Source organism: Paenibacillus naphthalenovorans, assembly GCF_900099895.1.
GTDB classification, from domain to species: Bacteria; Bacillota; Bacilli; order Paenibacillales; family NBRC-103111; genus Paenibacillus_G; species Paenibacillus_G naphthalenovorans.
In genome coordinates, this window is the sequence record NZ_FNDY01000053.1 from 1 (window position 1) to 19,880 (window position 19,880).

At 50.0% G+C, this 19,880-nt stretch carries 22 protein-coding genes, 1 tRNA gene and 1 riboswitch; of the genes, 8 read left to right on the plus strand and 15 right to left on the minus strand.

The window, feature by feature from the left end:
* Nucleotides 1-291 precede the first annotated feature (291 nt).
* Nucleotides 292-368 (plus strand) — tRNA-Asp (locus tag BLT35_RS25055).
* A 208-nt stretch (nt 369-576) separates the two neighbouring features.
* Nucleotides 577-1,542, plus strand: a complete 966-nt coding sequence (gene gluQRS / locus BLT35_RS25060; protein WP_074730107.1) for a tRNA glutamyl-Q(34) synthetase GluQRS — start codon at nt 577-579, stop codon at nt 1,540-1,542.
* Nucleotides 1,543-1,571: 29 nt separating this feature from the next.
* On the opposite strand, the gene BLT35_RS25065 is transcribed toward gluQRS, so the two are convergent.
* The 5 genes from BLT35_RS25065 to BLT35_RS25085 form a co-directional block, all read right to left on the minus strand.
* Nucleotides 1,572-2,168 (minus strand): hypothetical protein, encoded by a 597-nt coding sequence (locus tag BLT35_RS25065; protein WP_074730108.1) that lies wholly within the window; start codon nt 2,166-2,168, stop codon nt 1,572-1,574.
* An 87-nt stretch (nt 2,169-2,255) separates the two neighbouring features.
* A complete protein-coding gene (locus BLT35_RS25070; RefSeq protein ID WP_074730109.1) occupies nt 2,256-3,764 on the minus strand; it encodes a hypothetical protein in 1,509 nt (502 codons plus the stop codon).
* 32 nt (nt 3,765-3,796) lie between these two features.
* Nucleotides 3,797-4,675: an ABC transporter permease gene (locus BLT35_RS25075; RefSeq protein WP_054819782.1), complete on the minus strand. Its 879-nt coding sequence runs from the start codon at nt 4,673-4,675 to the stop codon at nt 3,797-3,799.
* Between the two features lie 18 nt (nt 4,676-4,693).
* Nucleotides 4,694-5,500 (minus strand): ABC transporter ATP-binding protein, encoded by an 807-nt coding sequence (locus tag BLT35_RS25080; protein ID WP_074730110.1) that lies wholly within the window; start codon nt 5,498-5,500, stop codon nt 4,694-4,696.
* Between the two features lie 35 nt (nt 5,501-5,535).
* Nucleotides 5,536-6,615, minus strand: coding sequence for an ABC transporter substrate-binding protein (locus tag BLT35_RS25085; RefSeq protein ID WP_074730111.1), 1,080 nt, complete (start codon nt 6,613-6,615; stop codon nt 5,536-5,538).
* A gap of 240 nt (nt 6,616-6,855) precedes the next feature.
* Between BLT35_RS25085 and BLT35_RS25090 the strand changes: the two genes are divergently transcribed.
* A complete protein-coding gene (locus BLT35_RS25090) occupies nt 6,856-7,833 on the plus strand; it encodes a LysR family transcriptional regulator (protein WP_217634754.1) in 978 nt (325 codons plus the stop codon).
* Between the two features lie 227 nt (nt 7,834-8,060).
* Here BLT35_RS25090 and BLT35_RS25095 read toward each other — a convergent pair whose 3' ends face one another.
* Complete coding sequence (locus tag BLT35_RS25095; RefSeq protein WP_074730112.1) at nt 8,061-8,306, minus strand: hypothetical protein; 246 nt, start codon at nt 8,304-8,306, stop codon at nt 8,061-8,063.
* Between the two features lie 412 nt (nt 8,307-8,718).
* Nucleotides 8,719-8,906, plus strand: a riboswitch (cobalamin riboswitch).
* A gap of 148 nt (nt 8,907-9,054) precedes the next feature.
* Between BLT35_RS25095 and BLT35_RS25100 the strand changes: the two genes are divergently transcribed.
* Genes BLT35_RS25100 through BLT35_RS25115 form a run of 4 tightly spaced genes read left to right on the plus strand, consistent with a single transcriptional unit; the run spans nt 9,055 to nt 11,724 of the window.
* Nucleotides 9,055-9,813 carry an energy-coupling factor ABC transporter permease gene (locus BLT35_RS25100; protein ID WP_074730113.1) on the plus strand — a complete coding sequence of 253 codons (759 nt, stop codon included), beginning with the start codon at nt 9,055-9,057 and terminating at the stop codon, nt 9,811-9,813.
* 5 nt (nt 9,814-9,818) lie between these two features.
* Nucleotides 9,819-10,103 (plus strand): energy-coupling factor ABC transporter substrate-binding protein, encoded by a 285-nt coding sequence (locus BLT35_RS25105; protein WP_074730114.1) that lies wholly within the window; start codon nt 9,819-9,821, stop codon nt 10,101-10,103.
* Entirely contained in the window at nt 10,100-10,897 is a 798-nt protein-coding gene (gene cbiQ, locus BLT35_RS25110) for a cobalt ECF transporter T component CbiQ (RefSeq protein ID WP_074730115.1), read from the plus strand. Before BLT35_RS25105 ends, cbiQ begins: the two co-directional genes overlap by 4 nt.
* Nucleotides 10,894-11,724 carry an energy-coupling factor ABC transporter ATP-binding protein gene (locus BLT35_RS25115; RefSeq protein ID WP_139170874.1) on the plus strand — a complete coding sequence of 277 codons (831 nt, stop codon included), beginning with the start codon at nt 10,894-10,896 and terminating at the stop codon, nt 11,722-11,724. The genes cbiQ and BLT35_RS25115 overlap by 4 nt, the downstream gene beginning before the upstream one ends.
* On the opposite strand, the gene BLT35_RS27405 is transcribed toward BLT35_RS25115, so the two are convergent.
* Entirely contained in the window at nt 11,708-11,950 is a 243-nt protein-coding gene (locus BLT35_RS27405; RefSeq protein WP_217634755.1) for a ferredoxin reductase domain-containing protein, read from the minus strand. The genes BLT35_RS25115 and BLT35_RS27405 overlap by 17 nt on opposite strands.
* Nucleotides 11,951-12,361: 411 nt before the next feature.
* Between BLT35_RS27405 and BLT35_RS25130 the strand changes: the two genes are divergently transcribed.
* Nucleotides 12,362-12,793 (plus strand): universal stress protein, encoded by a 432-nt coding sequence (locus BLT35_RS25130; protein ID WP_054819794.1) that lies wholly within the window; start codon nt 12,362-12,364, stop codon nt 12,791-12,793.
* 233 nt (nt 12,794-13,026) lie between these two features.
* Here BLT35_RS25130 and rlmN read toward each other — a convergent pair whose 3' ends face one another.
* The 8 genes from rlmN to desA form a co-directional block, all read right to left on the minus strand.
* Entirely contained in the window at nt 13,027-14,085 is a 1,059-nt protein-coding gene (rlmN, locus tag BLT35_RS25135) for a dual-specificity RNA methyltransferase RlmN (RefSeq protein ID WP_054819280.1), read from the minus strand.
* 201 nt (nt 14,086-14,286) lie between these two features.
* Complete coding sequence (locus BLT35_RS25140; protein WP_083351420.1) at nt 14,287-14,811, minus strand: redoxin domain-containing protein; 525 nt, start codon at nt 14,809-14,811, stop codon at nt 14,287-14,289.
* 13 nt (nt 14,812-14,824) lie between these two features.
* Entirely contained in the window at nt 14,825-15,562 is a 738-nt protein-coding gene (locus BLT35_RS25145; protein WP_074730119.1) for an ABC transporter ATP-binding protein, read from the minus strand.
* Nucleotides 15,555-16,373, minus strand: coding sequence for an ABC transporter permease (locus BLT35_RS25150; RefSeq protein WP_074730120.1), 819 nt, complete (start codon nt 16,371-16,373; stop codon nt 15,555-15,557). The genes BLT35_RS25145 and BLT35_RS25150 overlap by 8 nt, the downstream gene beginning before the upstream one ends.
* On the minus strand, nt 16,370-16,921 hold the full coding sequence (locus BLT35_RS25155; protein WP_074730121.1) for a nitrous oxide reductase accessory protein NosL: 552 nt from the start codon (nt 16,919-16,921) through the stop codon (nt 16,370-16,372). Before BLT35_RS25155 ends, BLT35_RS25150 begins: the two co-directional genes overlap by 4 nt.
* Complete coding sequence (locus BLT35_RS25160; RefSeq protein WP_254777669.1) at nt 16,918-18,279, minus strand: right-handed parallel beta-helix repeat-containing protein; 1,362 nt, start codon at nt 18,277-18,279, stop codon at nt 16,918-16,920. The genes BLT35_RS25155 and BLT35_RS25160 overlap by 4 nt, the downstream gene beginning before the upstream one ends.
* Complete coding sequence (locus BLT35_RS27840) at nt 18,276-18,410, minus strand: hypothetical protein (RefSeq protein WP_302848200.1); 135 nt, start codon at nt 18,408-18,410, stop codon at nt 18,276-18,278. The genes BLT35_RS25160 and BLT35_RS27840 overlap by 4 nt, the downstream gene beginning before the upstream one ends.
* A gap of 158 nt (nt 18,411-18,568) precedes the next feature.
* Nucleotides 18,569-19,603: a Delta(5) desaturase DesA gene (gene desA / locus BLT35_RS25165; RefSeq protein ID WP_062406549.1), complete on the minus strand. Its 1,035-nt coding sequence runs from the start codon at nt 19,601-19,603 to the stop codon at nt 18,569-18,571.
* Nucleotides 19,604-19,880: the final 277 nt, after the last annotated feature.

Below are 19,880 nucleotides of genomic sequence, written 5' to 3' on the forward strand. Positions count from 1 at the left end.
TTGAATTGTTTTGGCCAGAGCATTATTTAATGCTTCTTTGGGTTACACCCAGACCAGAACTTTACCAGGTCTTACCACGAACTGCATAGGTCATGTTATAAATATACGTTTACCTATTCCTGCCATATAAGTTTTAACGAAGGAAGGAGGAAAAAAGTTCCACATGAATCCGCAGCCTTTTTCATACGGTTGAACACGGTAAAATCGATTCGATCAACAAAGAGCTTGTCAGACCGCATCGATTCATGTTATTATACTGTTTGTGTCCGAGACACAACATTGCTAATGTGTGGAGCCGTGGTGTAGAGGCCTAACATGCCTGCCTGTCACGCAGGAGATCGCGGGTTCGAATCCCGTCGGCTCCGCCATGAATTTACATCCTGTAAAGGATGAGAACCCGAGGGGGTTCGTCGGAGCTTTAACCTCGTTAGCACTGCTTCGCAGTCTCGAGTGAAACGAGAGTATCCCGTCGGCTCCGCCATGAATTTACATCCCATATCATCTTACATAGCCTAAAGAACACCGAGCAGAACGACATGTCTGCTCTTTTTTGTATTCTTCAAGGAGCGTGAGAGTATGACCCGCCGCGGACGTTTCGCACCAACTCCATCCGGACTGCTTCATATCGGCAATGCCTTCACCGCCCTCGCCGCATGGCTGCAAATGCGCCAAGCCGGAGGAGAATTTGTGCTGCGCATCGAAGACATCGATAAAGCCCGCTCCCGTCCCGCCTACGCCGAGCAGCTTCAGGACGACCTGCTTTGGCTGGGCATCGATTGGGATGAAGGCCCGCGCGTCGGCGGTCCCTGCGCGCCTTATGAGCAAAGCCGGCGTGAATCCCTTTACGAGGAGGCGCTTGAGCAGCTGCAGCAAGCCGGACGGCTGTACCCGTGCTATTGCAGCCGCAGCGAGCTGGCGGCGATCGGCAGCGCGCCTCATGGGCTGGCATCCGAAGGCGCCGCCTATCCCGGTTTATGCCGTTCGCTTTCGCCCGCGGAGCGGCAGGCAAGAGCCGCGAAGAAAACGCCTGCCCTGCGGTTCATCATGCCGCCGCACGAGCTGCGGTTCTACGATGCGGTAGCCGGGCCGCAAACCTGCGCGGGCGAAGCGCTCAGCGACTTTGTCGTCAAGCGCGCCGACGGCATGTTCAGCTACCAGCTCGCCGTGACGGTCGACGATGCCGCCATGGGCATCACCGACGTGCTGCGCGGGGCCGATCTGCTTGACTCGACGCCAAGACAGCTGGCACTCTACGAAGCGCTGGGACTCCGGGCACCGGATTTTGCCCATGTTCCCCTGCTGGTCGATGCAAGCGGCCGGCGTCTGTCCAAGCGCGACAGTGCGCTTACGCTTGCTGCACTGCGAAGTGCGCAGGTTCCGCCCGAACGCCTGCTGGGAGCCTTGGCCCATCTGGCCGGTTGGATCGATCGCCCGGAACCTTTAACCGCCCGGGAGCTTATACCGTTCTTCGGACCTGTCCGGACGGCAAGCGGCCGATTAACCGTCAGTGAGCAGCTTCGGCACTGGCTCACAGAGGGCTAAGCCTGCTTGTGAGCTGTCCTTGGCATGACTTATTCGGACATCTTGTGATGCCCGGTGTGCACATGCGGTTCCTCCGGGGCTTTGGGCTGATCCTTATAAGACGAACCCATGATCACTAGAGAAAACAAAACGATGGTAACACAAACGGTAAGAATGGATCCGGTTTTCATCTTTTCCCTATTGGGTTCAGTTCCTTGTAAAATTCCCGCTTCCTGCTTCATGATCCGATGGAGAAGGAGCACAGCGATGACAAAAAGCAGCGTTAAGAAAAAGCTCATGGGAAGCAAGAAGTCGGGAGACAGCATAGAGCCAAGCATCGCCCCCATCATCCCGCTCATGACTCCGGCCATGAGCCCGTCCAGGACGGCCATCGCATGGAATGGCATTCCCAGCATCACCCCGCCGCCCACCCCAACGATCATGGCAAGCATACAGTTGATGGAAAAGCTCTGATCGGCTCCAAGTACGGTACCTGTAATGAGTCCTGTCATCGAGCCAATGAGCATGGCAGCCATCATGCCGGTCGTGCAGGACAGCTTTTGCCGGATACTTAACACGGTCAGGTAGGTTACTGCTGTCAGAGCAATGAGAATGGAAAATACAAGTACTTGAATGATGATATTCATACGGCATCCCTCTTTCCTGTCCTGATGGGATTGTGGTCAATCGTGAATCGGACAGCTCCTGAACCCAAGCTGTCCGATTTATTCCGTTCAGCCGTGATGATGTCCGCAGGAGCAAGCGTCATGGGAATGCGGCAGCTTCCAGAGCGGATTGTTGCAATACTTGGGATCAGCACCAACCATGCTCATGAACAAATGATGATAGTTCTCGCAGATTTTCAGCTCCGCAAGCACCCAATCCTCCGGATCGTTGGCGTAATGCTTCCAGTAATCGCCGGCCACGTTAATTCCCGGTACGGCCGGAATCCAGGATTCGGTCAGCAGCAGGTCCGGATCGCCGTATTTAGCGGCAATGTTGCGAATGTCCGGATCATCCAGCGCCATCAGGCGTCCGTCCTGAATGATGGTTTCGGTTCCTCCTCCGACCATTTCGCACGTCATTGTCGCAAAGTAGAGATGCAGATGCCAGTGTCCGACAGGCAGCCCCATTTTGGCCGCTTCACGTTCCGTCGAGCTTGAAATAATCGTTCCAAAGCCCATATGAATAACGCCGCTGCGCATGCGTTCATAGAGGCAGTTCAGCCAGCCCTGGAGAAACCCTCTTCTCGGACGGTGAATATGAGGGTTCGTACCTATGGACGCTTCCCACCAACGAAGAAGTCCTTTGTCCGGAAAACCGGGGTACTGAAGATGACGGGTTTCATCCTGCAGCTTGCGAAGCTTGTCTCCGAATTCCCCGCCTTCATGGATGTCGGTAATCCTGCCGTCCTCCACTTTCAATTGGACCCAAGGAACCGGACCGATATGGTTGCTCGTGCCCGCAATGACACCGCTTGCATCTTCCTTCGGAAGATACATCCATGGTCTGCCCAGAACATGCCCCGGGAGATACGTTTTCCCGAAATTCTTGTTTTGCGACCAGAACCTGTCGACCAGATCGGGATTGAAAAACTCGCGTTTGCTGTCATAATAGGCGTCATGATTGGTATAGCTCAAATCGGTGCCTTCCGGATCCGTAATACGGATTCTCCTGGCGTTTCGGATCCTGTCCCATGTCCATTTGTCGATGGCATCGATAATTTCATAGGCAATCGTATGCGCCGGAGTCGCGGTGAGCTCAGGCGTAATGAATGGCATCCGCTGGATTTTGATGTTCGCGTCGCACAAGACGGGACCGCCATAACCCCAGAGGAGCTTGTCATACTTGCCTTCCTTCTCGATCTGCTCCCATTCGTCCATCCATTCGGCCAGCTCCTTCGTCCGGGCCAAATAGTACTCTACTTCGTTATGTCCCTTCCATGTTGGAATCGGACCTTTGTCCGCCATTACAACTTCATACTTGGTGTTATATTTTTCGAGTATCCGTTTGCAAGCTTCAATAACCATAGGATCATGCCAGTTATCCGCACGCAGCAACACGCGTTCGCCCGGCTGCAAATCCCATGCGGCATGAAGTCCCTGACTGTATGGACGTTTAGCCACCTCATCCAGATAAGGAAGTAAATCATCCACGCTTTTTACCTCTACAAACGGCGGGCAGCGCGGAGGATATTTTTCAATAAGGGGTGGAGTTGTAAAATTCGGTTTTCCTTGCAGCATGACATTCGCTCCTCTATTCGTTTTTGGTTGAATTAATCCATTCGATGCTTCAATAAACGCGTCTCCAGCAGCTTGACCGAGCTGGTGATGGCCATACCCATCATAACAATCACGATAATCCCCACAAATACGCGATCGATATTAAAGTTAGCCGAGGACTGCGCTACAAAATAACCGATCCCGCCTGTCGAGACAAACATTTCGGCGGCGATGACTCCAACAAGCGATTGACCGATACCGACTCTGAGACCGGAAACAATTTGCGGCAGCGAGCCGGGAAGAGCAACCGTAATAAAGGTCTGAATGGCGGAAGCGCCGAAGCACCCGGCCACCCGGGTCAGGTTCGGATCCAGATTCCGCACGCCGGTCATGGTATTCAGAATGATCGGAAATACCCCTGCGATAAACACAACGAGAACCTTGCTGGAAAAGCCTACTCCCACCCAAAGCGTGATCAAGGGCAGCAGCACAATACGCGGTGTACCCAGCATCGCCGTCAAAAAGGGATCGAGCGCTTTACCCAGAGGCCGGTACCATCCCATAAGCAGTCCGACGAATATGCCTAGAACAGCCGCCAGCCCAAATCCGACAAAGAAGTTGCCCAGCGTAAAAAGCAGATTATCGAGCAAAACTCCGCTTTGCGTCAATTGATAGCCGACTTTTATGATTCGAATCGGCGAGCTTAGGAAAATCGGGTTGATCACACCGCTACGGTACAGCATTTCCCAAACAGCAAGAACAACGACGACCGTCATGGCCCCGATATGATTCAACAGGAATCCGTCTGAACGTTTGCGCTTCCCGGGTCCGACCTTGCGGTTGTCTTGAGCCTCGGATCGTGTATTCCTGTCCGGCGGTTTCATAGAGCCATAGGATTCGGAAGCGCTTTCCCTTATCTTTATGCTGTTCAATGGGTTTTCCTCCTTTGGTTACAAAGTGATGATCTTCATCCGCTGCTTTTCCCTTTCCTTTTCCGATACGATAAGTCCCCAAATGTGCTTTTCGTATTCCAAAAATTCAGGACTTCTTTTGATCTCTAAAGGACGAGGGCGAGGAAGATGAATATCTACCGTCTCGCAAACGGTTCCCGGTCTTGCGGTCATCACAACGACGCGGTCCGACAAATACACGGCTTCGCCAATATCATGCGTCACAAAGATGATCGTTTGTTTCGTCTCTTTCCAAATCCGAAGCAGCTCCAGCTGCATAAATTCGCGGGTTTGCGCGTCCAAGGCACCCAAAGGCTCATCTAACAGCATCAGGCTGGGTTCTATGGCAAGCGCTCTGGCTACGTTGACCCTCTGCTGCATGCCTCCCGACAGCTGGTTCGGATAATGATGTTCAAACGCTTCCAGGCCTACCAGCTTCAACAGTTCCCTTCCCTTGGCCATGCGTTCGTTTTTGGGTACACCGGCTAACTCGAGGCCGTAAACCACATTTTCCAAAGAGGTACGCCATGGAAACAGCGATGCCTGCTGAAAAACGACGCCGCGATCCCGTCCGGTTCCCTTGATGGGCTGACCGTTCAAATAGATCTTTCCGTCACTGACATGCTGTATGCCGGCAATGGCGCCAAGCATTGTTGATTTCCCGCAGCCGCTGGGCCCGACAATGCATACAAACTCGCCTTCATTCACGGTCATGTTGAAGCCGGATACGGCCGTAATTTCTTCTCCATTCTTAAGCGGATAGGTAATGGATACATTATCCGTATGCAGCTTGGCTAATGCGGTCATGTGCACTCCTCCTTGCCTGTTTTCCGGGAAAACAGCTATTTCTTATACAGGCTGTCGATCCAGCCGGACTCATCCAATGCTTTGACCAGGCTGTTATCGACGATATCCGACGGCTTCATCGTTCTGACAGCCTCGCTATCCGAGTTGTCTAAAAAGAACTGCACGGACTTATCCGATACATAAGGCTTTTTGGGAAGCGTGCCCACATTGACATCATAGGTTTTCTGCGCTAAAGCCGGATCGTCAATTCCGGTCCATTTGCTAATCGATTTAATGGCGGCCTCTTTATGGTTAACAATGTAAGCATTGGCTTCAATCAACGAAGCTACAACCGCATTCGCCAGCTCAGGATTTTTGTCATAATAGTCCTTTAACATCACCACACCTGAATTGAGCACTTCTTTATCTTTAAAGTCGTACAATTGGGGATAGCCCATCTCATCCATTTTGAATGACGTCGGAGGCGCCGCTACATAAAACGCTCCTTCGCCTTTCAAGAAAGCCGCTGTACGGTCACCCTCGCCGCCCATATTCAGCAGCTTGACGTCCGTTTTTGGTGTCAATCCGTTTTCCTTGATAAAAAATTTCGCCAAGTGGTCATATAGCGAACCCTCTGCCGCCGTAATCATGGTTTTGCCTTTCAGGTCTTTGGCAATATTGGCTTTTTCGGCTGACTTTTGGCCATAGATATAAAGTACGGTCCGATCGGAAACGGCAGACAGGATCACGGAATCCACTCCGGCTGCCTTGGCTTTTCCTACCGGATCGACCCCGGTTAATCCTACTTGAATCGCTCCGCTGTTCAAGGTTTCCTGAACCTTTGGAGTTCCCGCGATATAAATCAGGTCCGCTTTTACCCCATATTTTTCAAAAATTCCAGTGTCCTTGGCGATCCACAAGGGAAGCATGGACGCGCCTTGCGTCGGATATCCGATTTTGATGCTTACCGGTTTATCAAGAGACTTCGGAGCATTCGAAGGTTGAGCATTGGCGGAGGGGTTTTCGGAAGGTTCGGCTTTGCTGCCGTTCTGGGAAGAATCTGCAGTCGAACCGCAACCTGACAAAATCATACCAAGGCTTAACAATATAAGCAGAATCCATTGGTTTGTTCTCATTTTCTCACCTCATCGAAAAATTAAAGGGCTTACATTTTTCTTGGTTTACATTGTGCTTGCTTATTCCACCAACCCCATCCCCTGAAAGGCGAACATTTAGTAACCGCTTTCAAAATAATGAGTACATCCGAAATTTTTGCTTGCCCTCCTTCCCTTAAACTTATAAATTAAAGATAACAAATAAAAAATTATAAGAAAAATATCCATTTCGTTAAGGATTTATATGCAATAGATATAAACATGCAGGAAACCGCGTATCAACAACGACTTAAAGCAAAAGGGCGTGCCGCTATGGATATTCGACAACTCCGATACTTCCTTGCCATTGTCGAGGAAGGCAAGATCTCGCAAGCCGCAAGACGCTTACACATCGCGCAACCGCCGCTGAGCCAGCAGCTGAAACTGCTGGAAACCGAAATGGGTGTCACGCTGCTGGAGAGAAATACGCGCAGGCTCACGACCACCGAGGCTGGAAAATTACTGTACGACCGGGCAAAAATAATACTCGAACTTGTAAACGGTACCATGGAAGAAATCAAGGAATTGAGCGAGGGAGTGCGGGGAACGTTAGCCATCGGCACGATTGCTTCTCTGGGCGCCAAGCTTTTACCGGAACGAATTCATGATTTTCAAAAGCGGTATCCGGAGGTGCGCTTCCAGGTATGGGAGGGGGACCCCAATCGGGTGATGGAATTGCTCGAGAATCGGATTATTGAGCTCGGCATCGTCAGACTGCCCGTCGATAACGGAATGTTCAATATGATCAACCTGCCTGCGGAGCCTCTCGTTGCAGCCATGAGCCGCCATTGGAACATTGGGGATAATCAACCGTACGTAAAGCTGTCCGATCTGGAAAACAAGCCGCTGATGCTGCTCCGAAGACAGCAGGGCACCTCGATGTATCATCATCGGATGTACATCATGGATCTGGTGGAAGACGCCTGCCGGGAAGCCGGATTCGAACCCAAAATCATCTGTGAAAGCAACGACATCATGACGCTGCTAACCTGGGCCAATCATGATGTAGGCATTACCATCGTCCCCCAATCCGCTATGAACCTCATTCCGAATGCAGGGCTTCAATTCAAAGAGATCATAGAACCTTCCATTATGTCAAGGCCTTCCGCCATCATCTGGTTGAAGGGACGGTACCTTTCGACCACATCGAAAAAATTTCTGGAATATTTTCCATTGGACAAGCCCTGCCTGGAACAGTAGCCGTGCAGTATAAAGGGCAGCCTGCCGTTGAAAAACACGGCAGCCGCCCACCTGCGGATCTTCTTCTCTTCTGGGCGACGATGAACCAAAAAGGTCGAGTAAGAGAGCAAGTATAGCCCTCTACTCGATCTTTTCAGTTTGGTAACGAAAAGTTAAGAAAACAGGGCCGTCCCTGCGTAGTTAAAAACTACTTATGGGACAGCCCCAATGATGCAAATGACTGTTCATCATAACAGCAGCAGATCGGCCTGCTCTTTCTTCAACTGCAGGGCCGATTTCATCGCTTCTTTACGCACCAGTTCACGTACGGCTTGAGTATTCTCGGCAAAGAATGAGTCGCATCTGCTCAAGCTGTACAATGCTTTTTTGGCAGCCTCGCAGGCCATCTTTTCACTTTGCAATAAATAATAACAAATGCTGTAGCAGTCATTTTCGTGTTTCTTTAAAAATGATATGCGATCCTTTATTTCCATAAACAGATCATCCCTAACATATCTTACTTACTTCATTATTTTAAGGGGTTTTCATTTGCTGGATAGTACTATTTTCTTCTAGTACCCATAATGAAGTATACAGAAGCAATATAAATAAAAGGTAAACAAAAGCTAAACGATTTCTTAACTTTAAGCCGCCGCTCTTTTGCAATTTACAGCCTTAGCGTTTCGTTTAGAGGGTAACTATAACCAATACATATCACTGGGGTTGATCTTATGAAAAAAGCGGCTCTGGATGACGCCGAATGAATCACAGGCCGAATCTTGCATTCGGATGAGGATTTTGATAGACAAAGTCACCTCATTCGTGTTATAGTTCAATAAATTCATGTTACATAATGCAATGCGACGACCGCCAACGGGCAAGTAGCATGGATTGACGCAAACGAATTGCATACATACTGAATCAGGTGCCTTTGCGACAGCAAAGGGTAACAGGGAATCGGGTGCAAATCCCGAGCGGTCCCGCCACTGTATTCGGGGAGTTTCTCCCAGCATGTCACTCGATCATCCATCGGGGAAGACGGGAGAACACGACGATCCGAGAGCCAGGAGACCTACCTGATTTATGCACCCCAAGGCCTTCGAGGAAAGGAGTGGTGTACGAACGATAAAAGCGACGATCACGCCAGGCTGATCTTGTCGTCTATTGATGCGTACCCCTAACCAATCCTGCAGGATTGGTTTTTTTGAGTTTTACAACGATTTGCCAGGGAGGAAATGTACAATGATTTCTAAAAAAGCAATAAGCACACTGTTGTTGGTCTCCGGATTTACCCTGTACCTGACTGTCAGCGATCCTCAGTCCGCCTATGCCATGCATATTATGGAAGGCTTTCTTCCCTACGGATGGGCGATCTTCTGGTGGGCCGTGTTTATTCCGTTCTTCATTCTCGGGCTGCGGTCCTTGATGAGAATTACGAGAGAAACACCGGAGCTAAAAATTATGCTGGGAGTAGCCGGTGCTTTCATCCTCGTTCTGTCGGCGCTGAAAATTCCTTCCGTGACGGGAAGCAGCTCGCATCCGACGGGAACAGGTCTCGGCGCTGTCATGTTCGGACCGCTGCCCATGAGCGTGCTGGGCTCCATCGTCCTGCTGTTTCAAGCTCTGCTGCTTGCCCATGGCGGGTTGACCACTCTTGGAGCCAACGCCTTCTCTATGGCTGTTGCCGGCCCCATGATCGGTTATGCCGCTTACCGGTGGATGATCAAATCGACGGGAAAACAAACGCTGTCGATCTTTACGGCGGCGGCGCTGGCCAACCTGTCTACGTATGTCGTCACTTCCATTCAACTGGCATTGGCGTTCCCGGCAGAGAGCGGCGGCATTTTGGCTTCATTCGTAAAATTCGGGGGCATTTTTGCGATCACTCAAATCCCTTTGGCCATCAGCGAAGGACTTCTTACGGTACTGATCTGGAACTGGCTGAAAGCCAACAGTTCGGAAGAATTATCGATTTTACAGCGTAAAATGAAAGGAGCATAACTCTCATGTCCCATCGGAAAACGAACCTTCTCATCCTGATTGCCGTCGTCTTGTTGGCTGTTCTTCCGCTCCTGTTCGTCAACGGCGAATTCGGCGGAGCAGACGGTGTCGCTGAAGAAATGATCACCGAGATTCATCCTGCTTATGAACCCTGGTTTGCTCCGCTGATGGAGCCTCCGGCAGAGACCGAAAGCATGCTGTTTGCGCTGCAGGCCGCCATTGGCGCCGGTTTTATCGGCTTTGCCTTCGGATGGTTCAAGGGTAGAGCCTCCAAATCCAAAACCACATGATCAAGCTGATCGATACATTTTCTTACACCAACAGGCTGCGCTCCGTTTCCCCGATGTGGAAAAGCGGATTCGCAGCCGTTCTGATGGTGCTGTCTTATTTGTCCCATCCTGTGACCCAGATGATGATCGTCGGCTGGCTGTTCGTCTGGATAACCTTGTACGCCCGGATTCCCGTCAAAGCGTACAGCCTGCTGATCGGAGCCTCCTGCCTGTTTTATGCGGCCAGTCTGCCGGCTATTGTCATCGAGTTTACATCCGCCGGCCCGGTTTCGCCCGATGGAATGATCCTCTTTACGTTTGCGCGGTGGACGTCTTATGTTACAGAAGCGGGCATTTACGAAGCGGGCAGCTTGCTGGCCCGGATCATCGCATGCTTATCCTGCCTGGCCTTTGTCATGCTGACGACGCCTATGTCCGAGCTGTTTCAGGTGATGAAAAAATGGCGTGTACCTTCTCTGGTGCTGGAATTGATGATAATCATGTACCGCTTTCTCTTCGTACTTTCGGATACGGCACAACAGATGTATACGGCTCAGAGAGCCCGCGGCGGCCAGACCGGCTTCTACCGCAGGCTGAACGATACGGCAGTCCTGATCGTCCGGTTGTTCGGCAAGTCGATGCATCGGTACCAAGGGCTTTCGCAGGGCTTGGTAACCAGAGGCTTTGCCGACAGCATTCAAATGGCGCCGGTTCAAGCCGCTCCCCTGCCCTTTCGTTATATATGGGAAAGCCGTATCGGAGTGATTTTATTACTGCTAATCGAGCTGTGGCTTCGCTGGGGGGAAATGCTGTGAAATCCATTATGGAGGCTTACGATGTACGCTACAGCTACCCGGGAACTCAAGCCGAAGCGCTTCAGGGCTTGACCATGAGCCTGCCCGAAGGCAAGAAAACTGCCATTTGCGGCCATAACGGGTCGGGCAAATCGACCTTGTTCCTGCATGCGGTCGGCATTCACCGCCCGGCTTCCGGAAGGATGCACTGGAAAGGCGCTCCCATGTCCTATCGTGCGGATGATCTCAAAAAGCTGCGGCAGCAAGTCGGACTGGTGTTCCAGGACCCGGAACAGCAGTTGATTTTGAGTACGCCGTATGAAGATATTTCCTACGGTCTTCGCAATGCCGGGGTACCCGAGCATGAGATGATCCGGCGCATCCAACATATTCTTGGTACCATGGGTCTGGAGCATTTGGCTAATACACCTATTCATCACTTAAGCCTCGGTCAAAAAAAGCGTGTCGCCCTGGCCGGCGTGATGGTCCTCAAGCCCGAGCTGCTGCTGCTGGACGAACCGACCGCTTACCTGGACCGCTCATCCGAGCAGCGGCTGGTGGAGGAATTGGACCGCATTCATGCCCAAGGCACCACTGTCGTGATGGCCACGCACGATATGAATTTGGCCTATGCATGGGCGGACTGGGTCCTGGTGATGGACAAAGGGAAGTGTTTGCTGGAAGGCACGCCTTTCGAGGTGTTTGAACAGGAAGACTTGATCCTGTCGCTCGGTCTGGAACCGCCTTTGTTGCTGCAGGTTTGGTCCAGTTTACCCGAACACGTGCGTGAGGAAAGTATTCCTCCCCGCAGCATGGCTGAGCTGAAGGAGCTTATGAAACAATTGTAAGCATGGGAAAGAGCCGGTTCCCTTGCTTCAGATAGGCTTTGCTGAACGGTACCTGAATCCCCGGATGATCTTTGATGTGTTCGGTGACCAGACCGCGGGCTCCTATCCAATCGCTTTCCATTGGTTCTTCCGACAATACCGGAATGTCCCCTCGTTTGGCGGCTTGTTCCAATATTGCTTTTATTGGGGCTAAGCCGCTGCCCCCGCCATGCAAACTATTTGTCAACGCTTTTATTAGGATTTTTTATAATTAATTGCAGAGGATTGTCCAGAAATGTGGTAAAGTAAGATGATCGAAGTATATCAGAGTGATGTTTAAATGAGGAAATGTTCTGGTTACGATATCTTCGCATTCTTCAAATTCATGTTGGATATCCATAGCCTTTGGTCTTTCAGAATGATGGTCTCCGCGGCTTTCCGTTTTCCTGTCTTTTGGATACTCAATACTGAGCAAACCGAAAGTTATCCATATGCTCCTCACAACGGCCACCCCCTTATTTTTGTTAACCCCTTTGAGGATTTATACGAAATTATACCAAATGACTTTCTAAAAATAGCTTATCTGTGATTTTTCTCATATGATCAAAGCCGAATTTCATTTATGATCGATGTATAAATCAAAAAGGCGGTGGATGCTATGTTATGTTCCAAAATTCTTGTCGCTTATGACGGTTCCGATCAAGCGGAGAAGGCACTGCTTAAAGCCGTTGAATTGGCTAAACTTAATGAGCAAATCGAGATCCTAGTGCTGCATGTCGTCTCTCCTTCCGCTCCTTATACGGGCTATGAGTATATTCCATCTCCGGATATCATTGAGCTGGTCATGAAGCAGGGCAGTAAAACCTTGCAGCAAGCTGAAAAGGTCTTAGCAGGGATCCCCAACAAATGGAACAAAGCTTTACATAAGGGCTATCCCGCCGAGACCATTCTCGATTACGCCAAAACATCCGGCTGCGATTTGATCGTCATAGGAAGCAGAGGGCTCAGCGGGCTGAAGGAATTATTTCTGGGCAGTGTCAGCCACAATGTCGTTCAGCATTCCCCGGTTCCCGTTTTAGTAGTAAAATAAACCATCGTCTAATCTGATACAAAAAGAGCCAAACCTTGGTAAAATGAAAGTGCGAGCAACCATATTTATTAAAGTGGGCGGCGATGAACCAAAAAGGTCGAGTAAGAGAGCAAGTATAGCCCTCTACTCGACCTTTTTTTCTGTATGGAAACGAGAAGTTAAGAAAACAGGGCCGTCCCTGCGTAGTTAAAAACTACTTATGGGACGGCCCCATTTACTTTACCCCATGTTATTTACCCTGCCTTGATTTGTTTGCTCCTTAACTGTCCGCAAGCGGCATCAATATCGGTCCCGTGTTCCAGCCGGACGCTGCAGCTCACGCCTTGTTTTTTCAGTGTGTCGTAAAACGCCCGTATCGATTCCCGCTCGCTTCTCTGATATTGACTGTGTTCATCCACCGGATTGTAAGGAATTAAATTCACATTCACGAGCTGCCTCCGATGTGCGATCAGGTCGGCCAGCTCCAGCGCATGCTCCGTCCGGTCGTTTACATCCTTGAGCAGAATATACTCCAGCGTAATCCGCCGTTTCGTTCTTTCCAGATAATAATCAATGGACTGCATTAATTTTTCGATCGGAACGGCGCGATTAATTTTCATGATCCGCGTCCGCAGCTCATTGTTTGGCGCATGCAGCGAGATCGCCAGGTTCACCTGCAACTGGGCATCGGTAAATTCGACAATCTTATCGGCAAGACCGCTGGTCGATACGGTAATATGTCTCGGGCCGATCGCCAGTCCCTTGTGATCTTTAATCACGGTCAAGAAATTCACCAGGTTCTTGAAATTGTCAAACGGCTCGCCAATGCCCATCACCACCACGTGGCTCACTCGTTCATCCCGCTTCGCCTGATCCAGATAAAGCTGCACCTTCATGATCTGTTCCACAATTTCGCCGCCGGAGAGATCGCGGCTTTTGGCCAATAGCCCGCTTGCACAAAAGCTGCATCCGATATTGCAGCCTACTTGGGTGGTGACGCAAACCGACAAACCGAATTTATGTCTCATCAATACCGTTTCAATCAGGTTGCCGTCGCTTAGCTTGAACAAAAACTTGACCGTTCCATCCGCTGATTCCTGCCTGGTATGTTCGGTTAAGGTTTGGATGACAAAATGATCCGCTAATAGTTGAATACACTCTTTATTGACATCTGTCATTTCTGAGAAGTCCGTTACCCGCTTCCTGTACAGCCAATCCCAGACCTGTGCCGCGCGAGACTTTTTGTGGCCGTGCTCCATAAGCCATGCCGTCAGTTGATCCAATGTCAAACCATATATGGATGCTTTATTCATTGCCTGCCCTCTTTTCAAAACGATAATTCAGCTCTCTTCTGCTTCAGCGGCCGAATGGCTTATAGCCTGTTTATTATTGTCCCAAATCTTTTTCATGAAAACAAGAGAGCCGGGCAGCAAATTTCTCCTTAACTGAATTGGCTTATATGACCGGGCCGTCGGAAGCTCAAGCCCGGCCGCTCAAATACCATTACGATGCGATTAAGATTGTACCTCTTTCATCAGCGCCATGATTCCCTCAAACTGGGGCAATTCGCCGGGGATGATCTTCTTTAGCCGCCCCTCCCCGTCGATCAGAAAGGTAGCCGGCAATCCGACGACCCCGTAACGACCGGCAGCTTCACCGCCCGGATCCAGCAGGATAGGGAACTTTAACCCGTGCTTCGACACGAATTCGGCGGCGCTTCCTCTGGACTCGCCTACATTGACGGCAATCACCACGACGCCGGAAAGTCCGCTGAGATATGCGGTATTCATTCTTGGCATTTCACTTACGCAGGGTTCGCACCACGAACCCCAGAAATTCAGCAGGACGCCCTTGCCCCGGTAATCGGACAAGCTCACTGCGCTTCCGTCCAGAGCGGTGGCCGTGAAATCAGGAGCCATTTTTCCTATCCGTAATGACGAGGAGGATTCGGAGCGGTTCTGAAGCAGCGCATATACCAGGGCCAGTACAATAAGGACGATGACGGAAAAGCTGACCCATTTTCTCCACGCTGTTATCATGGGGCCCTCCTGCTTATTCATCGGGATTCCTGTTCGAATGGACATACAGGCTCGAAAATGCCGCTTGCAGGCTGGAGGAACCCGCCGCTCTCCCGAACGATACGGTCGTTTCTTCCTTTACGATGTGTCCATTTTTCAAAAATACGACGGAATCAGCCGCCAGCTCCGCTACCTGCAGCTGATGTGTGGAAAATACCACGGTATGTCCCTCCTGCTTGGCGAACCTCACCAGCTCAACGAACGAATCCATCCAGTAAGGGTCAAGACCGTTTGTAGGCTCATCCATAATCAGCATAGGCGGCTTGGCGAGCAGGGCTTGCGCGAACAATAACCGCTGACGCATTCCCTTAGAGAACGAGGAGACGGATTTGCGTCTCACCTCGATTAATCCCACGAGCTCAAGAACTTCCCTGACCCTGGACATCGGCACTTTGCGAAGCGACGCCCAGAAGGCTAAAGTTTCTTCGGCCGACAGCCCTTGACCAAATAAATAATCATCCGGCATATAACCGATTTGTTCCGCATATTTCAGGCGGTTGTGCCGCCATTGAAGACCGTTAACCTCAATCGTGCCGCGGGTCGGCTGAAGAATTCCCGTAATCATTCGCAGCAGGGTGCTTTTCCCTGCGCCATTGCCTCCGCACAGCGCGAGCACCTGCCCCTGGCGAAGCGACATATCGATCGAATGGATAATCGTTTGGCCTCCGATATCCTTACCAATCCCCTTCAGCTTCAATACGTCCTCACCCACGCGAGCGCCCCCTCTCCCAAATCAGGTTTGCCAGGCTTACAGATACGATAACCCAAGCTGTACATATCAGAATGAACGCCCATGTGCCTGAAGGCTTCCCGATCCAGCTCACCCATTGGTAATACTCGGGTCCCAGCGCCGCGCCTCCCCCGAGCTTAACGATAACGAACAGCCTCACGATTTCCGCCGGATTTACCAACGTCAGTGCCGTCAAAGTTGGCTTAATCCACAGATAAGGCAGCAATCCGAGTGCTGCGACCAGCAAGGTGGGCCAGCCTATGACGGCAAAGAACCAGATCGCCACGCCGATCGTTAGCGCCTGCCACCGGTTTTTGGCCACGGTACCTATACATATCGCAGCCGCTAAGAATAAGACCACTAGCCCAAAAGAGAAGGCCAAAAAAAGCCCGAAGGTGACAGCGTCCAGACCGTTTCCGAGCAGCGCGCCTATAATGCCCGTCACTCCGTACCCGAAAGCTACGATGGTCATCAGAACAGAGGTTAATCCGACATATTTACCCCACAGGAACGAAAACGTCGTGAGAGGATACGTGGACAAGAGCTGCCAGCTTCCTTCTTCTTTTTCCGCCGTTAGAGAGAATGAGCCGAGCAGCAGCGTCATGAGCGGCAGCAAATACAAAATCAGATTCAGCATGGAAGCCGTGGAGCTGGAATAGCCCTGCATGAAATTTTGCGTATTAATCAGAAGCAGAGATAAGCTGAAAAGAGTAAAAAGGGCCATAAAGGAGTAGGCCCAAGGGTTACGGAATCCAAGCTTTACTTCTCTCAAGGCGATATGAAGTACGTTCATTTGCCATGCATTCCTTTATCTCCGCCGCTCATGCCTCCGTTTGTCTCGGAATGGGCATTTTTGTTATGGTCTCCTCCCATATCCATCATTCCCTTGTTTCGCTCCCAGGAATGTGCGGCCAAATCGGCAGCGGACATTAGCTTGCCCTTTTTTTGACTGTCAATAAATTGCTGTGCTTCGGCTTTATCTTTAAATGAATAAATGCCATAGGCCATTGGCGACTTAAAGGAAGGATCGTACACATACGTGGCCTCTTCATATTTAATCCATTCTTTGTTATTGTAATCCCTGACAAATTGAGTACCGATCTCAGCATCGGCGTTTTGCTTCTTCCATTCGTTCATGCAGCCCAAATCATCGAATTTATAGGTTTTCCCTTCTTTGGTGATCAATTGCACGGCGAAGGCATCGTCTTTCACCTGCATATTGCAAATCGTGCATTTATCCGTCGCTTCATTAATCGGCTGCGCCTGGTACTTAGGTTGTCCGCAGCCGGACAGAACAGCTACAAGCATGAGTACAAAGATCAGAAATCCCGTTTTTTTCATCCTCTTCTAACCCCCAAATAATAAATAGTGAACACTGCCGCAAATAAAAGCATGATCCCCAGCGCAAGCGTATCGGACGAACCCGGGTAGGAAGAACGGGCAGCCTCGGTACGAAAATCCGGCTTGAGGTATGGTGCCTTGTCTTTCGTCCATTCTTCTTTGCCCGCCGTATTGAGGCTTTCCAGAAAAAGAAGACCCGGCGACTGGAAAAATAGCTGAAAGGCAGGCGTTGCCGATGTTAATCTTTGAAAAAACGGATTGATCGCATAAGCAAGATCGCTGTATCCGTCTCCGTTCGTATCGAGACCGCGGAACGCCTCCCAATAGTTTCCTTCAAAGGTGTTGTTCTTGCTCCCGTTCGCTTCCGCTTCAATCACATTGCCGATAAAACGGTTGGCCGTGAAACGATTCCCTTCCGACTCCAGAAATTGCACGCCAACGAAGTTTTGCAAAACGTCATTGTTCTGAAATTCATTGCGGTTCGATTTCTCCACATAAAGACCGACCCGGTTGCCCTCAACCTTATTGTTGAATATGCGGGACGTGTGAACATCGTAGAAAAGCAGCCCCTGCGAGTTGACGTTCTCACTTTGCTTCACGAAAGTGTTATCCCGAACTACGGCGTCCTTCACTCCCATGATCATGGCGCCCGTAACGTTGAAAGCTCCTTGGTTGCCGCTGATCTCCGTGCCGTCGATGTACATGCTGTGAATGCCGTATCTGGAGTGTTCGAAGCGGTTGCCGTTTATATAATTGCGGTGACTGTTTTCCATATAAATGCCGTCATTCATGCTGCTGATGACGTTCCCGACGATTCGGTTGTCATGGGAGTTGAGCAGATCGATGCCGTTTCGCCGATCCGACAGCTTGCCGCCGTCCGGCCGGTCACTACCTGTCCAACGAATGCCGGAATCGAGAATCTCATGACGACCGCTGTCCCGGACGACGATTCCGTAGGAAGCGGTTTGAATATCCAGACTTTCGAGGGTAGCGCCATTTGCTGTAATAAGCACGGCGGCCGTATCCTCCCTGCCATGGTGTACAATCCGCAGCCCTTGTAAAACAACGCCCTCAGCCTGTATCCTGATGGTCGGCACCGATGCATCGCTTCTCAGCTGAACATCGCCATCAGCTATAATCCGTATCGGTTTATTCAACGTTACCGGACCGTTATACATGCCTGCCGGCAGCTTAACCGTCCCGCCGCTTGGTGTCTCATCAATCCGTTGCTGCAGAGAATGTCCCTCCGTAAGAGCAGAGCTGTACGCTGAATCGATTCGAAAAAAAACGATACTAAGAACAGTGAAGATGGTCATCCCCAAGACAATCCCTCGCTTTAAGATCTTGGAGGGCATCATGACACAGCTAGCTCCTTCTTCTTCGTCATATGAGACACCCCTTGCTGCAGATGAATGTAAATGTTGTATGAACCAGCCCTTTCGAACGTTATCTCCATCTCTTCCATAACGTCCGACATCATTTTCCCCATCTCGCTTCCCCCTTTCCTGCGGATTTCCAACTTTATTGTATTCCTTTCTATTTTTTAAAGCATGACTCAACCGGGCTATTCGTATGAAACATTGTGTGAACAAACACAAGTCTATGAAAAAAAATAGCGATACCTAAGAACTCGGTATCGCTAATCCATCAGTGAGCTTCCGCACTATACTTTTTTGCTTTGGCCGACAAGCCTTTGATATCCCTGAACCCAACGTATTTCTTGCTGTCCTCGTCCCAGATTCGGAAACGAAGGGACCGCAAGCTGGTTCGTAAAGTGATCGTCTGTACATCTTGTAATCTGTGGTTTGAATGATGAGCCCGCTCCAAATAGTAGTTAGGCACCCTTGGGCTCAGGTGATGAATGTGATGAAAACCGATATTCCCGGTTATCCAGTGCAGGACTCTGGGAAGCTTGTAGAACGAACTGCCTTGTAAGGCTGCTTTTACATAATCCCAATTTTCATCGGTTTCATAATAGGCTTCCTCAAACTGGTGCTGTACATAGAAGAGCCAGATTCCGGCTATTCCTGATACAAGAAAAATCGGGCCTTGAACAAGGAGAAACTGCTGCCACCCAATAGTCCAGCAGAGCAAGCCTGCAAGCCCGGCAATGCTGATGTTCGTGATATACGTATTGATCCGTTCCTTCATCCCGGCGCGTTTACGGTTAAAACGATAATCAATGAGGAAAATGTAGATCGGGCCGAGCCCAAACATGAAGAGAGGATTCCGGTACAAACGATAGACTAGGCGTTTTAGCCATGACGCGGACAAATACTCCGCCACCGTTAGCGTCCAAATATCTCCCGTTCCACGCTTACTCAAGTTGCCGCTGGTCGCATGATGGACCGTGTGAGTGTGTCTCCATTGGTAATAGGGGCAGCAGGTAAGGATACCGGTTATTGTTCCTACCATTTCATTAGCCATCCGGTTTTTGAAAAAGGATTTATGGCAGCAATCGTGAAAAATGATGAAAATCCGGACCAGAAATCCGCCGGCAACCACAGCCGCCGCAAGCGTAAGCCAATAAGAAATGGAAAGACTCCAATAAGCAAGGTACCAAAGCAGAAAAAACGGCCCCAGCGTATTGATGATCTGCCATACACTGTAATTCGTATGCGGTCTTTCGTAAGGTGCAATATCTTCCCGCCAACTTTGTCCCTCGTGTTGTGAGCTTGAAATAATGATCCCTCTCTCTTCATCTCAAAATGTCTATTTGTGATAGGGTTGAATTTCATTTCTTCAGGAGAATAATACAACCCCCAAACTACATAATACGCTAGATTTCGTATAAAGTTTCAACTTTTTTCTAATGCGGGCTTAAAAATATTGATTGGTGATTATTGGAAGAGATATAATTTTTATATGATCTATGCAGTTCGTGTCATTAACTGGTAAACGGTGGTTTTTGCTGCACAAATGTCACTAATTTCTCGAAATTAGGACGAAAAACCACTTG

Coding starts and splice junctions, on each gene's coding strand:
- gluQRS (WP_074730107.1), top strand. CDS start 577: ATGACCCGCCGCGGACGTTTCGCACCAACTCCATCCGGACTGCTTCAT.
- BLT35_RS25065 (WP_074730108.1), bottom strand. CDS start 2,168: ATGAATATCATCATTCAAGTACTTGTATTTTCCATTCTCATTGCTCTG.
- BLT35_RS25070 (WP_074730109.1), bottom strand. CDS start 3,764: ATGCTGCAAGGAAAACCGAATTTTACAACTCCACCCCTTATTGAAAAA.
- BLT35_RS25080 (WP_074730110.1), bottom strand. CDS start 5,500: ATGACCGCATTAGCCAAGCTGCATACGGATAATGTATCCATTACCTAT.
- BLT35_RS25085 (WP_074730111.1), bottom strand. CDS start 6,615: ATGAGAACAAACCAATGGATTCTGCTTATATTGTTAAGCCTTGGTATG.
- BLT35_RS25090 (WP_217634754.1), top strand. CDS start 6,856: ATGCAGGAAACCGCGTATCAACAACGACTTAAAGCAAAAGGGCGTGCC.
- BLT35_RS25095 (WP_074730112.1), bottom strand. CDS start 8,306: ATGGAAATAAAGGATCGCATATCATTTTTAAAGAAACACGAAAATGAC.
- BLT35_RS25100 (WP_074730113.1), top strand. CDS start 9,055: ATGATTTCTAAAAAAGCAATAAGCACACTGTTGTTGGTCTCCGGATTT.
- BLT35_RS25105 (WP_074730114.1), top strand. CDS start 9,819: ATGTCCCATCGGAAAACGAACCTTCTCATCCTGATTGCCGTCGTCTTG.
- cbiQ (WP_074730115.1), top strand. CDS start 10,100: ATGATCAAGCTGATCGATACATTTTCTTACACCAACAGGCTGCGCTCC.
- BLT35_RS25130 (WP_054819794.1), top strand. CDS start 12,362: ATGTTATGTTCCAAAATTCTTGTCGCTTATGACGGTTCCGATCAAGCG.
- rlmN (WP_054819280.1), bottom strand. CDS start 14,085: ATGAATAAAGCATCCATATATGGTTTGACATTGGATCAACTGACGGCA.
- BLT35_RS25140 (WP_083351420.1), bottom strand. CDS start 14,811: ATGATAACAGCGTGGAGAAAATGGGTCAGCTTTTCCGTCATCGTCCTT.
- BLT35_RS25150 (WP_074730120.1), bottom strand. CDS start 16,373: ATGAACGTACTTCATATCGCCTTGAGAGAAGTAAAGCTTGGATTCCGT.
- BLT35_RS25155 (WP_074730121.1), bottom strand. CDS start 16,921: ATGAAAAAAACGGGATTTCTGATCTTTGTACTCATGCTTGTAGCTGTT.
- BLT35_RS25160 (WP_254777669.1), bottom strand. CDS start 18,279: ATGATGCCCTCCAAGATCTTAAAGCGAGGGATTGTCTTGGGGATGACC.
- BLT35_RS27840 (WP_302848200.1), bottom strand. CDS start 18,410: ATGGGGAAAATGATGTCGGACGTTATGGAAGAGATGGAGATAACGTTC.